Raw genomic sequence first — 15,364 nt, 5'->3', positions numbered from 1 at the left:
ACGTGATGAGGAGCGGTAACAGGACTCCTTCCTTGCGCGAGTCGGGTCCGGATGTGTTGGATCAATTCCGCAAGGGCGAGGTAGCCTTGAATGAGGCGCTCAAACGATTGAATGGGAGCAGCCCGAACTCCACCCTCCGCCGTGAGAACAAAGGCCAAACGGCCGTTGTCGATACACAGCGCTACCAGGCGATCATCAAAGAACTTGACGGACTGATCGGGTTGCGACAGGTGAAGAATTTGGTCAAGGAGATTTTTGCTTTCATTCAAATTCAGCAAAAACGCTCCGCCGCCAAACTCGCCACCGAACCCATCGTCTTGCATATGATCTTCAAAGGCAATCCGGGCACCGGGAAAACGACGGTGGCACGCATCTTGGCCCGTTTGATGCGTGAACTTGGCGTCTTGTCAAAAGGTCATCTGGTAGAAGTGGAACGGGCCGATCTCGTCGGCGAATACATTGGGCACACCGCCCAAAAAACGAGAGAACACGTCAAAAAAGCACTCGGCGGCATCATGTTCATTGACGAAGCCTACTCCCTCGCCCGCGGCGGCGAAAAAGACTTCGGCAAGGAAGCCATCGATTGCCTCGTCAAATCCATGGAAGACCACAAAAACGACTTCATCCTCATCCTCGCCGGCTACGGCTTGGAAATGGATCAGTTTCTGCGCACCAACCCCGGCTTGCCGTCGCGCTTCCCGATCACCGTCCATTTTGAGGACTACTCGGAGCACGAACTGATGCAGATCTCGGACACGATGCTCCGCCAACGCGAATACCGTCTGTCGCACGAAGCCAATGTCAAATTGCGCTCGTTCCTCCGCGACAGCTTGCAAGGGGCGGGACGTCGAAACTTCAGCAACGCCCGGATGGTGCGCAACATCATCGAGCGGGCGATTCGCCTGCACGCGGTGCGGCTGCTCGACAACGAGCGCCCGTCTCGCGAAGAGTTAATGCGGATCGAACCGGAGGACTTGGTGATGGGGGAGGAACTCAAAAATGAGGAACTGTCTCGTGATTGGCCGAACCAACGTCGGTAAGACCATTTTCTGCCTCAACTTCGCGGAGTTCCTCGGGCTCCAGCGAATGGATGTCTACTTTCAATTGCCCGACGGCACCACCCGTCAGCGCAAATACAACGTAAGCACCGCCCGCGAAGAGCTCTCCAGCACCGAAGCCCACCACACCCGCTCGCTGCAATCGATCTCGCTGGAACTCCCGCGCGGCAAAGGCATGCGCCAACTCAAACTCACCGACTCCACGGGCCTCGTCGACGGCATCCACCCGGACCTTGAAATGCGCGAGGCAATGGCGCAAACGCTCGAAGAACTTCGCCTTGCAGATTGCGTCCTCCATCTCGTCGACGCCAGCGAGATCATGAAGGCAGGGGGCCTCAAAAACCTCGGCGAGCTCGATCTGCAAATCGCCGAGCTCGGTTCCCGAAAAAGCGGCTACCTCTGCCTCGCCAACAAAGTCGATCTCCCCGACGGGCAACGTGGCTTCAAACTGTTGGAAAAAGAGATGAAGGGCCTCAACTTGCTCCCCATCTCCGCCCTGTACCGCCAAGGATTTCGGGAGGTGAAAGATCATGTATGGCGTCTGGTCTAGCCTCCTTGTCGAAATCTTCGGCATGGTCTTGACCGGACTGACGATCAAGTTGATGGACGATGCGCTCGATGTGGAGTTTGACAAAAGCGTCGGGCGGCACACGCTGTCCGTTCGTCTCGGACGCGCCTGCCTGCCGTACGGACTTCTGCTGTTCGGCGTGGCGATGGCGCTTGCGCCAAGCGTGGCCTTGGCGCTTTTTCTCGCCTCCTACGCAATCGGAATGGGGCATGACCTTTCGGAAAAAATGCCCACCCGACTGCCGGGCTGGCTCGAATCGATCCTCGCAATCTGCCTCGCCCTCTGGCTGAGCGGGCCGCAGACCACCGCGTGGGCCGTGTTCGTCATGATCATGATCCAACTGCTCGACGATCTGATGGACGTTCACCATGACCGTCGATCGGGACAGACGAACTGGGCCATTCGCGCCGGCGTTGTGGAAGCCACCCTGCTTTTGTTCATCAGTGCGTTGGCCGCGATCTTGCTGGCCCCGCTTCGAACGGCGGAAGTCATCGTGGCGATTCCGATCGTCCACATCGTGATGGCGCTGCTGGTCGGGATCAGGTGGCGGGAGAGGAGGGAGCCAAATTGACCTGGGTGATCCTCGGCATCCTTCTCCTGTTGCTCTGCATCTTGATCGGGTTCACCGTCGGTCGCCGACTCGGCTACCAAGACGGCATCGACCAAGGCCGTGCCCTCGCCAAGATCGAGTTGCGCGAAACCACGCTTCGCCGCGGCACTTGCCCGATCTGCGACCGTTCCTAAAAAAAGCGACCAGATTCCCGACTTTATTCGGGAACTTGGTCGCTTTTTTGTGATTCATGTTTGTCGGCTCGCCGCCCGGTCTGAGCAGCAGCCCTCACGGACGGGTGCCTTTTTTTCTCGAACGCAAGTACGCGATGAGAGCCACAACTCCACCGGCCAACAACGCCAGAACGCCCCACGTTTGTGCGGGATCGTACCACATCCGCACTTTCAGCCAAGTGGAGGGAAACTTGAGCCAATCTGCGGCGCCGAATTTCTCCTCGGTGCCGGTCGCGAGCACGTACTTGCCTGTTCGGTCCTGCGGTTCGTAGACGGCGAGGTAATACGTACCCGGCTCCAACTTTCTCGCAACGAATTGCCTCTGCAAAAGCGTCGTCTGCGTAAACGGTTCAAAAAACTCGTCCTCTTGGCCGTCGTACAGAAAAATCCCCTGGCCTAACCCCTCCGGCGTCGAAAGCGGGTAGTTCGGCGGCTCGTTGGATTTCGGCAACCCCGGCCCGAACAGGACGAGAGCGGGCGTGTAGGAGTCGCTGCCCGGCTTTTTGGGTACGGACAGTCTGGCGTAGAACGGCGTCTCCTCCGTCACCGTCAGTTTGTACAGATCGACTTGGCGCGGGGTCGTGAGATTTCCGTACACCGCATACGACGTCGTCGGATCGGGGATGGGAAACGCTTGGTCATACCCTTGGACAGCCCGCTCGACAAAAATCGGCTTGTGCGCCATCGCACCGGACGGGATGAACAGGCACGCGATCAGCATGATCATCAAGTACAGGACGATTCGCGAGGAAACGGGATGTTCGCGCATCATCGTTCGCATCATCGGGATCTACACCTCCTCTTCCTTGATAACTCATATGCGGACGAGGCTTTCCTCATGAGCGGCGAATAGGGTAAGATGAGAGATGAGGTGGACCCGTCGATGAAGAAAATGCTGATGATTTCCTACTATGCACCTCCGCAATTGAACGCGGAGTCAATTTTGGTTGCGAAGACGTTGAAATTCCTCTCCCGACAGTTTCAAGTTGATCTGGTGACCGTCGGAGAAGAGGCGGAGTTCAAAGTGGACCCGTTTTTGGTCGAAGAGATGGGCGACGATGTGCAAATCACCCGCCTGTCCAACCCCAAGCCGACCTCGCGCGTTCTGCGCAAGATCTACCGCGAGACGGTGGGTCGGATGTCTTCTATAGACAACCCGATCTGGCTGCGGGCGGCCGAGACGATGATGAATATGATGGTGGAACGAGGACAGTATGACGTCCTGTACTCCCGCTCCCAACCGGGGTCGAGTCACTTGGCGGCGCTCTATGCCAAGAAGCGGTTCGATTTGCCGTGGATCGCGCAATTCAGCGACCCGTGGGCGCACAATCCGTACCATCCGTACCATGGACGCAAGAAACAAGCCATCGAAGCTTGGGAGAGCGAAGTCGTTCAACTTGCGGACAAGCTGATTTTCCCCACGCAAGAGATGTTGGAGTTGTACGCAGCGGCCCATCCCACCGTCGATGTAGCGGGCAAGTCAGTCGTCCTGCCGCATCACTATGACCCGGAATTGTACATAGGAACAGAGCAAGAAACCCCTTCTGAAAAAATTCGCCTCGCCTACATCGGCGATTTTTACGGCCTGCGCAGCCCGGAGCCGTTGGTAAAAGGTCTGCGCGTGCTGAAGGAACGCCGCCCTGATCTGGTGGAAGGCTTGGAATTGCAGGTGGTCGGCAACGTCGAACGAACGTTTCACCCGTTGCTCGAAGAAGCGGAGCGCACCCTGGGCATGACGGTGCAACGCGTCGGGCAAGTGCCGTATCGCAAAAGCTTGGAGGCGATGGCGCAGACCGACATCCTGTTGTTGGTCGATGCGCCGAGCGATGTGAATTTGTTTTTGAGCTCGAAGCTGATCGACTACTTGGGCGCACGACGCCCGATTCTCGGGATCACGTCGACGAAAGGCACGGCGGGCCGCTTGTTGCAAGACTACGGCTGGCAGGTTCATCATCCGGACGACGTGGACGGCATCGCCGATGCGTTGGAACTCTACCTCGGCCGTCTGGACGAGCAACAAGCCCGCGCCGAATCGAATTCTGTGGAGAACTTCTCTTCGGAGCATGTGGTGGGGAAATTGGTCGAGCTGTGCCAGCAGGCGATGCAGGAGCAAAGTAACCGTTAGAACGAGGGGGCCACATCAATGGCAGATTGGAACTGGACGTTAGAGGAAGCACAGCAGTTGGACCGGGAGGACGAGTTGGCGGGGTTCCGCGAGCGGTTCTACCTGTTGCCGGATACGATTTACATGGACGGCAACTCGCTTGGGTTGGCGTCTCGCGATGCGGAGCAAGCGGTTCTTAAAGCGTTGGAAGAGTGGAAGACGCTTGGCATTGAAGGCTGGACCGAAGCGTCTCCACCGTGGTTCTATTTGGCGGAAGAGTTGGGCAAGCGACAAAGCGACCTCGTGGGCGGCAAGCCGGAGGAAGTCATCGTGACCGGTTCGACCACCGTCAATTTGCACCAGATGGTCTCGACTTTTTATCGTCCCGAAGGCAAGCGCACGAAGATTTTGGCGGATGAGTTGAATTTCCCGTCCGACATCTACGCGCTGCAAAGCCAAGTCCTGCTCAAAGGTCTCGACCCGGCGGAACATCTCGTGCAGGTGAAGAGTCGCGACGGACGCTTGATCGAGGAGGACGACATCATCGCGGCGATGACCGACGAGATCGCCCTGATCTTGCTCCCGGCTGTGTTGTATCGCTCGGGGCAACTGCTCGACATGGAGCGATTGACCCGGGAAGCGCACAAGCGGGGGATTCTGATCGGTTTTGATTGCTGTCACTCCATCGGCTCGGTGCCGCACCGCTTCTCGGAGTGGGGGACCGACTTCGCGTTCTGGTGCAACTATAAGTATCTGAACGCAGGTCCAGGTTCTGTCGGCGGGCTCTACGTCAACGAGCGCCACTTTGGCACCCGTCCGGGCCTCAGCGGTTGGTTCGGCTACCACAAGGAGCGTCAGTTTGACATGGTGCATGAGTTTGAACCCGCTGAGACGGCGGGTGCTTGGCAGATCGGCACGACGCATCTGCTGAGCTCGGCCCCGTTGCTCGGCTCTCTGCAAATTTTTGAAGAGGCGGGGATGGAGCGTCTGCGTGCGAAATCGTTGCGCCAGACGGAATACCTCATGGGCTTGATCGACCGCCTGCCGGAGTCGCTCGGTTATGTGATCGGCAACCCGCGTGAAGCCGAACGCCGCGGGGGACACGTCTCGTTGGAGCATGAAGAGGCGGTGCGCATCTGCAAAGCGTTGAAAGCCCGCCACATCATCCCGGATTTCCGATTCCCGAACGTCATCCGCTTGGCGCCGATTGCCTTGTACACCTCCTATGAGGAAGTCTGGCGCACCGTTGAAGCCCTGCGTGGGATCATCGAAAACCGCGAGTACGAAGTGTTCGCGACCGGACGTAACGTCGTCGCCTAAGACCGGCAAGACCTGCATACAGCAAAAAAAAGCCCCACGGCCAGTTCGAATGGCTCGTGGGGCTTTTTTTCATGCCTCTTACTTCTTGGTGAGGGCGGTGAGTTGGGAGATGAGGTTCTCCAAGTTGTTGAAAGAATCGACGACCTCTTCGATCCGGCTGTATTGTTCCTCAACCGATGTGAGGACTTCTTGGACGGCAGCCGAGGTCTGTTCGGTGACGGAGGAGATCGAGGTGACTTCGTCGATCGTGACGTTGGAGGAGGCAATCAGGTTCTGCACCATCATCTGCACGTCGTTTGCTTGACGTACGACGTTGTCGGTGTTGGACATGATGTGTTCGAAGAACTGTTCGGCTTGTTGGGTGGCTTTTTTGGAGGAGAGCATTTTTTGCTGGCCTTCGTTGACGATGGCGGTGACTTGGCTGGTTTTTTCTTGAATTTCGCCGAGGATGTTGGCGATTTTTTCGGTGGAGTGTTGGGAGCGTTCCGCCAGTTTGCGCACTTCGTCTGAGACGACGGCAAATCCGCGGCCGTGTTCACCGGCTCGTGCGGCTTCTATGGCTGCGTTGAGCGCCAAGAGATTGGTCTGTGCGGAAATCTCGGTGATCGTGTCGAGGATGGTGCCGATCTGCTGGGTCTGGTCGGTCAATTCCGCCATGAGCACCACCGAATTAGAGATGATCGAGGAGACTTCCTCCATCTCGGAGGCCGCATAGGAGATCTGCTTGTTGCCTTCTACCGTGACGGACACCGTCGATTGCGAGAGGTCGCGCATCGTGGTGGAGCGTTCAGAGACCGTTTGCACCGAATGGTTGACGACTTGCATCGATTCGTTGATATCGGCGACGCTTGCCGCTTGTTCGCTGACACCGTGCGCAATTTCGCCGAACGCGGCGGTGACTTCCTTGGAAATCTGACCAGTCGCCGAGACGTTCGTCGTCACGATGTCCCCGAGTTCACGCAAGGTGTGAACCGACTGCTTGATTTGCTGCAACAGCAGGTCGACACGCTCCTTGGCTTCGACCGCTTCTTGGCGTTGTTGTTCTACTTCCAGACGCATCCGGTACCCGATCCGGGTCTGGATGGCGAGGATGACGACCGCCATGACGGAGACTTCGATGATGACGTAGATGTACGTGAGGTCCGCTTCCGAATACCAATGACGGAAGAAGATCACCAGAACAAACTCCATCAGCACACCGCCGATCCCGGCGATCATGATGATGCGCGCTCTGTGGTAGAACGAGAGCATCATCACGCTCAGGCAGATGTTCAGGTAGGAGGCGGCGGTATGGTCTCCGATGAACGACAACAGGTCGAACACCATGAAAGCCCCGATATAGATGTACGGAGTTTGCTTAACCCAGATCTTTTTCAAGATCAAGAAGGTGATGAAGGCACCCAGCAGGCCTGCGCCCACGGCATCCATGATCAAAATAAATTGATTTCGTGCAGCCAATGTGGCCAGCACGATGGCGGCCCACATGCCGATCATCAAATATTTGTTCGTTTGCTGGTTCAACTGGCCGTTGTTGCTCATGAGTTGTACACCTCACTTCACTTTTTCATATCGTACTACAGAAATTAAATTTTGTCATTCTGAAATGAAATGTGCCTAATACCTCCTTGGTTTGGATTGATTTTCTTAGAGATCAATGAGTGATAATGATAGTGCAGTTTGGTTTATTGTGAATGTTTCGTCGTTAATGTTACTATTTTCATTCTGTATATGATAATTCCTGCATGAGTTGATTCTAAAGACTACTTTTTTTTGTTCGAATGAACACTCAAGAGACTCGTTTCTAGATAATAATGACTAATATTAAATAAAAGCACATTCAATTTTCAGATAGATTAATTTATAGTTCTGCGGTAAGATATGGGACAGAACACTTTTCGCTATGAGATGAGGTGAACCGCGAGATGAGCAACTTGCAACAACAATCGTACGCAATCAGTCGGGGAAGAGAATACGCGGGATGGGAAACGTCTCCGAAGACGTTGCCACAAGCGCTGAAACGGGCGGTGGAGCGCGGGCGCGGCATTGTGCATGTCAAAGCCGACGGGTCCGAAGTCTACCAATCGTATGCAGACCTGTTGGATTCGGCGGAACGGGTGTTGGGAGCGCTTCGGGCGAGAGGCTTGCAACCACATGACAAAGTAATCGTGGAAGTGCAGGACTCCCATCTCTTTCTGTCGGTGTTTTGGGGCTGTATCTTGGGGGGGTTCACCTGTGCGCCGATGCATACGCCGGCTTCGTTTGAGCCGGAATCCAACCAGATGCGCAAGACCAAGAACGTCTGGAAGCTGTTGGACGAGCCGTTGCTCGTATGCGACGGGTTTCTCGAATCGAAATATCTGAACCTGCAAGAGCATCCGCTGTACGCCGGACTTCGTTTGGTAACGGCCGAAACGCTGTTGAATCATGAGCGGGATGGGCACCACCATCCAAGCCTTCCCGAAGACCTCGCGTTCTTGCAGTTTTCCTCAGGCTCCACAGGCAACGCCAAGGGCGTGGAATTGACGCACGGCAACATCATGTACAACTGCGGTTCTCAGTCGGAAGCGTATGGGTTCAACGAGCATGACGTGTTCGTGAACTGGATGCCGCTCTACCACGATATGGGTCTGATCGGGCTGCATCTGCATTCGCTGTTCCACGGCTCCCAACAGCTCAAGATGTCACATGAGACGTTCGTGCGACGCCCCGAACTGCTTTTGAAAAAAATAACCGAGCACGGCGGCACCATCACCGGCTCGCCGAACTTTGGACTTGAATGGATGACCGCCAAAGTCAACGACCTCTCGGAACTCGACCTGTCTACACTGCGGGCGATGATCAACGGAGCCGAGCCGATCTCGGTGCAAGTCACACAGCGTTTCCAAGAGAAATTTGCTCGAGCCGGCTTGCGGGAGGGGGCAGTTTTTTACACCTACGGGATGGCGGAAGCTTGTGTCGGCGTCGCGGTGGCACCGTGCGGCGAGATGCAGAACGATCTGTTCCATCGCATCGACCAGAAACTGTTCAACTCGAAGGGACTCGTCGTTCCTGTCACCGACCTCGACACGCCGTATCTCGAAATGGCGGACGAAGGGATTCCACTGCCGGGCATGGAGTTGCGCGTCGTCGATGATCGCGACCAAGTGTTGCCCGAATCCCGCGTCGGACACATCCAGATCAAAGGTCCGAACGTCACACGGGGCTACTACCGCAATCCGGAAGCCAACGCCAACCTGTTCTGCGACGGTTGGTTGCGGACGGGTGACCTTGGGTTTCTTCTAAACGGTCGTTTGGTCGTGACCGGGCGGAACAAGGACATCATTTTCATCAACGGTCAGAATTTCTACGCCCACGACGTGGAGGAGTTGGTGATTCGGGAGTTCGATCTGCAGAACCAGACGGTCGTCGCCGTTGGCATGACCGAGCAGGGAAGTGGTCGCGAGCGCGTCTACCTGTTCCTCAAATACAAGCGGATCAACGACCAGTTCTTGAAGCTGTCCCAAGATCTCAAGACCACGATCAACGTCGAACTCGGGTTCGAGATCGAGGGTGTCATCCCCGTGCAAGCGATTCCGAAGACCACGTCGGGAAAATTGGAGCGCTACAACCTGCGCGCCCGCTTGATCGAGGGGGAATTCGATGAGTTGCTGGACGACATTCGCCTGAAACTGTTGGAGAAGTCCAGCACCCGCAACGACTTGATCATGCCGCGCACGGCGATGGAGAAGATTCTGCACAAGCTCTGGACCCGCGTTCTTGGTCATCTGCCGGGCTCGGTCATTTCGGTGAACGACCACTTCATGGCACTGGGCGGCAACTCGCTGAAAGCGATGCAACTGCTGCGCGACGTGGAGGAAACACTCGGGGTTCAAGGATTTGAACTTTCCAAGCTGTTCGAATGCCCGACGATTGAAAGCCTCGCGACGTACCTGGAGCATCTGCAAGCCGCACAAGCGGAGGTTGCGGCAGGTTCTCACGATCTCGCCCTGCAGACGAGAGAGTCGATTCGCGAGTCGGTGTTGCGTCTGCAAGCGGAAGGCCAGCGAGCGGAGTACGAACTGTCCCACGGACAACGCGGTCTGTGGTTCATCCAGCAGATGACGCCGAATTCGGTCGCGTACAACGAGCACTACTTGCTGAAACTTACAGGTCGTCTCGACGTGCTGACGTTCGGTCTCGCCCTGCGTGAAATCATCGAGCGTCATGCGATTCTGCGCACGGTGTTCGTGGAGCGGGGAGGACGTCCGAAACAGTTGATCCTCGACGAAGTGACGTTCGAATTGCCGCTGTTCGACGCGGTGGACATGACCGAGGAGCAAGTGCAAGCGGTCGTGGAAGAAGCGCTGTTCGAAGACCTCAGCACGCCGTTCGATTTGACGCAAGAGCCGCTGTTCCGCTTCAAGCTGTTCCAAATCGGCGAGACGGAGTTCCGTTTTTACATCGTCACGCATCACATTCTCATCGACGGCCTCTCCATCGACGTGCTGTTCCGAGAATTGTCGACAGTCTACTCCGCCAAGGCGGAGGATCTCCCGTTCTACCTGCCGCCGGTGGAGGTGCAATACGCGGAGTTTGCCGAGTGGCAGCAGGAGCAGATGGACACCCCGCGCTTCCAACGCATGGAAGAGTATTGGGTGGAACGTCTCGCGAAACCGCTTCCCGTCCTCGAACTGCCGACCGACTTCCCGAGACCGCCGCGCCTCAGCAACGAAGGGTCGATCGTGAACCACCCGCTGTCTCCCGAGTTGACGCAAGCGTTGAAGAGTCTCTCCGAGCAAACCAACACGTCGCTGTACATGGTGATGCTCGCCGCGTACTTTGTCTGGTTGCATCGTGTGACGCACGACGAAGACCTGATCGTCGGCACACCGTTCAACGGACGCACGGAGCCCGAAATTCAAGAGCTGATCGGCTATTTCGTCAACACGATGCCGATTCGGGTGAACATGGAGGGTGTCGTCACGTTCCAAGACATGCTGAACCAAGTGCGTCTCCGCTTGTTGGAAGCCCTCGAACACCAAGCCTACCCGTTCGATCTGTTGACTGAAAAAAGCAACCTCGACCGCGACCCCAGCCGTCCCGTCCTCTACTCCACGTTGTTCAACTTCCTCATCCCGCCGACGGCAAAAATGAACGGTCTCGAACTGGAATTGATGGACAGCCGGAAAATTTCCTCCATCTCCGACCTGACATGGATTGCGCTGTTGAAGGACGAGCATCTGCATCTCGACGTCGAATTCAACACCACGCTGTTCAAACCGGACACCGTGCGCCGCTTCCTCGGTCAATTCGAGACGATCTTGCGCACCATCGCAGACGACCCCGACGCGCCCGTGCGCATGGTCGACATCCTGACTGTCGAAGACCGCACGATCTACGAGCGACTCAACGACGTCAAGACCTGGTACCCCGCCGACAAAACCCTCGACACTCTGTTCTATGAAGCGGCTGAAGAGTTCGCCGCCAATCTCGCGCTCTCGTCAGACGAAGTGCAATACACCTACACAGAACTGAATGAACGCTCCAACCAAGTGGCGCATCTCTTGCGGGCACAGGGATTGAAAAAAGGCGAGTTCGTCGCCATTTTTATGGAACGCAGCCCGGAGACGGTCATCTCGGCGCTTGGAATCATCAAAGCGGGCGGGGCATACGTCCCGATCGACCCCGAGTATCCGGCCGACCGCAACCGCTACGTGCTTGAGGACTGCTCGGCTCGCTTCGTTCTGACCACCCGAGAGTCGATGGAAAAAGTCAACGAAATGGTCGCAGGCAATGGAACTCCGCCGACCGTCTACAACGTGCAGACCGATCCGGACGGACAGCCTACCCACAATCTCGACGTACAAGTGACACCGGATGACCTCGCCTACGTCATCTACACCTCCGGCTCCACCGGTCGTCCCAAGGGCGTTCTCATCGAGCATCGCGGCGTCGTCAACCTCTGCGTCTGGGGCCGTGACGCGCACCAACTCACCGAGCGCGACGTCTGTCTGGAATTTGCGTCCTATAGTTTCGACGTGTCCGTGTTGGAGACATTCTGCCCGCTGTTCTACGGAGCTCGTCTGCATATCCTCTCCAACTCGCAACGCCTGTCGATCGAAGAGTTCGCCGACGCCGTCGAGCGTGTGGAAGGCACGCTGCTGATGATCTTGCCGGTCGTGTTCTTCAAACACTTGGCCACCTACCTGCGTGACGAAGACTTCCGCAAATTGCGCACGCTTCGCCAGATCAACACGGCAGGGGAAGCGTTGACGGGGGAGATCGTGCGTCTCTGGCAACGTCGCTTCGGCCTCGGCATCGTAATCGGGAACGGCTACGGCCCTACGGAGGCAACGGTTCTCTCGACGTTCCACGCAGTTACAACCCCCGTCCCCGAAGACCGAGCCAACATTCAGATCGGTGCCCCGCTGTCCAACTACGAGACCTACATCCTCAACGCGTTCCTGCAACCATGCCCTGTCAACGTCCCAGGTGAACTGTGCATCGGGGGTCTCGCTCTCGCGCGCGAATACCTGAACCAGCCGGAAAAAACGGCCGAGGTCTTCATCCCTCATCCGTTCTCCGATGACCCCAATGCCCGTCTGTATCGTTCCGGCGACATCTGCAAACTCTTGCCGGACGGCACGATTGAGTACCTCGGTCGCAAGGACGCCCAAGTCAAAGTGCGCGGCTACCGGATTGAAATCGGAGAAATCGAGGACGCCTTCGCCAAGCAGCCGAACGTTCAGGAAGTCGCCGTCATCGCCAAAGCGGACGGGGACGGCACGAAGCGCCTGCTCGCGTTTTACACGACGGTCAGCGGGGAAGCGATGGAGCTTGACGACATCCGCGCTTTTTTGGGAACTCGATTGCCGGACTTCATGATTCCGGAGGGCATTACGTATCTCGACGAGATGCCGTTGACCCCCAGTGGCAAGATGGACCGCAAAGCGTTGGCCGCACTGGAGACCTACGTCCAAGTCGCACAACGTCCGTACGCCGCGCCGGAGAACTCGGAGCAGCGCATTCTCGCCGATGCTTGGCGCGACGTGTTGGAAGTGGAGCGAGTCGGCATCCATGACGACTTTTTTGAAATGGGCGGTCATTCGTTGAAGATCTTGAAAGTGCTCGTCCTGCTCAAACCGCATTTCCCGACGCTTCGGGTGCAGGATTTCTTCCTCCACCACACCATCGCCGAGATGGACCACGCACTTCGGGAACAAAAAGGGAAGCGCAGCTTCCAACGCGGAGCCCGTGCGAAAACGCGCATCCTCGGCGAAGAAAAAACGTTCGCGAATTTCCCCGCGAACGCTCTCGTCACCGATTCCTTCAAAACCGTCTTGCTCACCGGCGCCACAGGCTACCTCGGCGCCCACATCCTGCACGAACTTTATGAAAAAACGGACGCCCACATCCTCTGCCTCGTGCGACCGTCTGAAACGGTCGGCGTGCAAGAGCGTCTGGACGAGATTCTTCGCTTCTACTTTGGCGACGAGACGGCACAGTTGATGGCGTTGCGTCTCACCGTACTGGCAGGCGATCTTGCCAAGGTTGGTCTCGGCCTCTCCGCAGAGGACGCCGCGTACCTCGACCAACACGTCGACGCCATCATCCACTCCGGCGCAGACGTCCGCCACTATGGAGACGTCGAACACTTCGACCAAGTCAACGTCGAAGGCACGCGCCAACTGCTGGACATCGCCCGCCGCCGCCCGGGGGTGCGTTTCCACCATGTGTCGACGATGACCGTCCTGGAAGCGTCGCCCGAAGACGAGTACGGGCAAGCTGTTCTGGAAAACGTCTACGTCGCTTCGAAACTTCGTGCCGAAGAACTCGTGCGCGAGGCGATTGAGGAGGGCATCCCGTGTACGGTGTTCCGTGCCGGCAACTTGATCGGGCACAGCAAGACCGGGAAATTCCAGCGCAACATCGATTCCAACGCGTTCTACCGCATGATCCGCGCCCTGTTGCTGTTAAAAGCAGCCCCGGACGTGCGCTCGTTCATCGACCTGACCCCGATCGACTACGCCGCAGCGGCCCTGGTCAACTTGGCGCAACGCCGCGAAACGGTCGGACGGGCGATTCATCTGTGCAACTGGGAGCAGTCCTCCCACACCTCCATGATTCAACTCCTGCAATCGTTTGGCTACCACATCTCGCTCCTGCATCCACAAGCCTACCAAGACTTCCTCTTCCGTGAATCTCACACCCAAAACGACACCCTGCAATTGATCATCGCGCAGATGGAGGGCGACGGCCCGCGCGAAACGCCCGTGAAATTCTCCTGCATCGAGACCCAACTCCTGCTCCAAGGCACAGACGTCACGTGTGCCAAGCCCGACCCGCTGTTGTTGTTCAACATGGTCAAGTACGCGATGAGCATCGGCTACTTCCCGCAAAATCGCCACTACGACGCGCTGGCCGGAGCGGACAAACGCAACGAATCGCGCTTCATCTCGCACGTCCTCACGGCGGGTGGGTCCACGACAAATTCTTCTGCCACCATTTAACGGTAAACATAGTGAAAAAATCGTGTGAATATCGTAAAGGAGGTGTTATAATAGCTACGATTGTTTGCTGATCGTGAGAGGAGAACACAAAGAGAATGCTTGCTTTTAAAACGTACAAAATGCCGCTGTTGATCCTCCTGACAGCCATCCTCCTGTACTTGATCTTCCAAGTGTCCAGCTGGGGCTGGGCGTGCTTGGCGGTACTGGTTTTGGCGTTGATCGGGACGCAGAGAGATATGAAGAACGTGTCATGGGAGAAGTTCCTCCCGGCGGGTCTGGTCGCCTTGACGGTGTTCTATCTGATCTATCAAAACGGCGGTCCGATGTGGGACCGTGTGGTACAGTGGCAGTTTCATAGCATAAATCGTGCGTTTGATTGGAATGCGACGTTCAACAGCATTCCGTTCAATGACGGATTCTTCATGCGTTTCTGGCAGCCGGAGTGGCTGACGAAGTACTTCAGCTGGGTGTACATGTACGGATTCACGCTGTCGTACTGGGTCTGCGTCATTCGCGCGTTTTTCACCAAGGACGTGAAAAAAATCGCGCTGTACGCGATGGCGGGGTATCTCTTGCAAGTGCCGTTGATCTTGCCGTTCTACAACACGATCCTCTTGCAAGAGGTTTGGTTCGTGCAGGGGACGCCTGATCTGCTGCATCGCTTGCTGACGCCGGAGCAACAGTACACGACGGCGTGGAACTGTTTCCCGAGCATGCACACGTCGATTGCATCGGCGGCGATCTTGCTTGCGTTGCGGGAAAAGAGCCGCTGGTACAAGACCGTGATCGTGACGTACTGCTCGTCGATCATCATCGCGACCCTGTATCTGAAAATTCACTGGGTCATCGACGTGTTCGCCGGGATGGCGTTTGCTTTCCTCTGTGTGAAGCTCGCAGACTGGATTGTGAACTCGAAGTGGTTTGCCCGCTTCACGGTGAAGTTCGAGAACCTCTCTTGGAAAAAGCTCCCGGACGTCGCCATCGGCGAAACACAAGCTCAACTGGCCGCGACGAAAGCAACTCCATCTGAATAAGAAAAAAG

10 protein-coding genes are annotated in these 15,364 nt (G+C 56.7%); 8 read left to right on the top strand and 2 right to left on the bottom strand.

Annotated elements, in window-relative coordinates; genetic code table 11:
* Window positions 1-5 precede the first annotated feature (5 nt).
* Genes JJB07_RS19015 through JJB07_RS19000 form a run of 4 tightly spaced genes read left to right on the top strand, consistent with a single transcriptional unit; the run spans window position 6 to window position 2,370 of the window.
* Window positions 6-1,040, top strand: coding sequence for an AAA family ATPase (locus JJB07_RS19015; protein WP_201637715.1), 1,035 nt, complete (start codon window positions 6-8; stop codon window positions 1,038-1,040).
* Window positions 1,015-1,608: a GTPase gene (locus JJB07_RS19010; protein WP_201637652.1), complete on the top strand. Its 594-nt coding sequence runs from the start codon at window positions 1,015-1,017 to the stop codon at window positions 1,606-1,608. Before JJB07_RS19015 ends, JJB07_RS19010 begins: the two co-directional genes overlap by 26 nt.
* Window positions 1,589-2,197, top strand: coding sequence for a hypothetical protein (locus JJB07_RS19005; RefSeq protein WP_201637651.1), 609 nt, complete (start codon window positions 1,589-1,591; stop codon window positions 2,195-2,197). Before JJB07_RS19010 ends, JJB07_RS19005 begins: the two co-directional genes overlap by 20 nt.
* Entirely contained in the window at window positions 2,194-2,370 is a 177-nt protein-coding gene (locus JJB07_RS19000; protein WP_201637650.1) for a hypothetical protein, read from the top strand. The genes JJB07_RS19005 and JJB07_RS19000 overlap by 4 nt, the downstream gene beginning before the upstream one ends.
* 94 nt (window positions 2,371-2,464) lie before the next feature.
* Here JJB07_RS19000 and JJB07_RS18995 read toward each other — a convergent pair whose 3' ends face one another.
* The gene (locus JJB07_RS18995; protein WP_201637649.1) at window positions 2,465-3,193 is read right to left on the bottom strand and encodes a hypothetical protein; all 729 of its coding nucleotides are present in this window, start codon (window positions 3,191-3,193) and stop codon (window positions 2,465-2,467) included.
* Window positions 3,194-3,292: 99 nt separating this feature from the next.
* Here JJB07_RS18995 and JJB07_RS18990 point away from each other — a divergent pair, with 99 nt between their 5' ends.
* Complete coding sequence (locus JJB07_RS18990; RefSeq protein WP_201637648.1) at window positions 3,293-4,534, top strand: glycosyltransferase; 1,242 nt, start codon at window positions 3,293-3,295, stop codon at window positions 4,532-4,534.
* Window positions 4,535-4,552: 18 nt separating this feature from the next.
* The gene (kynU, locus tag JJB07_RS18985; RefSeq protein WP_201637647.1) at window positions 4,553-5,833 is read left to right on the top strand and encodes a kynureninase; all 1,281 of its coding nucleotides are present in this window, start codon (window positions 4,553-4,555) and stop codon (window positions 5,831-5,833) included.
* A gap of 78 nt (window positions 5,834-5,911) precedes the next feature.
* Here kynU and JJB07_RS18980 read toward each other — a convergent pair whose 3' ends face one another.
* Window positions 5,912-7,372 (bottom strand): methyl-accepting chemotaxis protein, encoded by a 1,461-nt coding sequence (locus tag JJB07_RS18980; protein WP_201637646.1) that lies wholly within the window; start codon window positions 7,370-7,372, stop codon window positions 5,912-5,914.
* Between the two features lie 383 nt (window positions 7,373-7,755).
* Between JJB07_RS18980 and JJB07_RS18975 the strand changes: the two genes are divergently transcribed.
* Complete coding sequence (locus tag JJB07_RS18975; RefSeq protein WP_201637645.1) at window positions 7,756-14,322, top strand: non-ribosomal peptide synthetase; 6,567 nt, start codon at window positions 7,756-7,758, stop codon at window positions 14,320-14,322.
* A gap of 95 nt (window positions 14,323-14,417) precedes the next feature.
* Window positions 14,418-15,356, top strand: coding sequence for a phosphatase PAP2 family protein (locus JJB07_RS18970; protein WP_201637644.1), 939 nt, complete (start codon window positions 14,418-14,420; stop codon window positions 15,354-15,356).
* The last annotated feature ends 8 nt before the right edge of the window (window positions 15,357-15,364 follow it).

Source organism: Tumebacillus amylolyticus (genome assembly GCF_016722965.1).
Classification (GTDB): domain Bacteria; phylum Bacillota; class Bacilli; order Tumebacillales; family Tumebacillaceae; genus Tumebacillus; species Tumebacillus amylolyticus.
The sequence above is the reverse complement of the archived record's forward strand: the minus strand, read 5'-3'. Positions and strand labels throughout refer to the sequence as shown.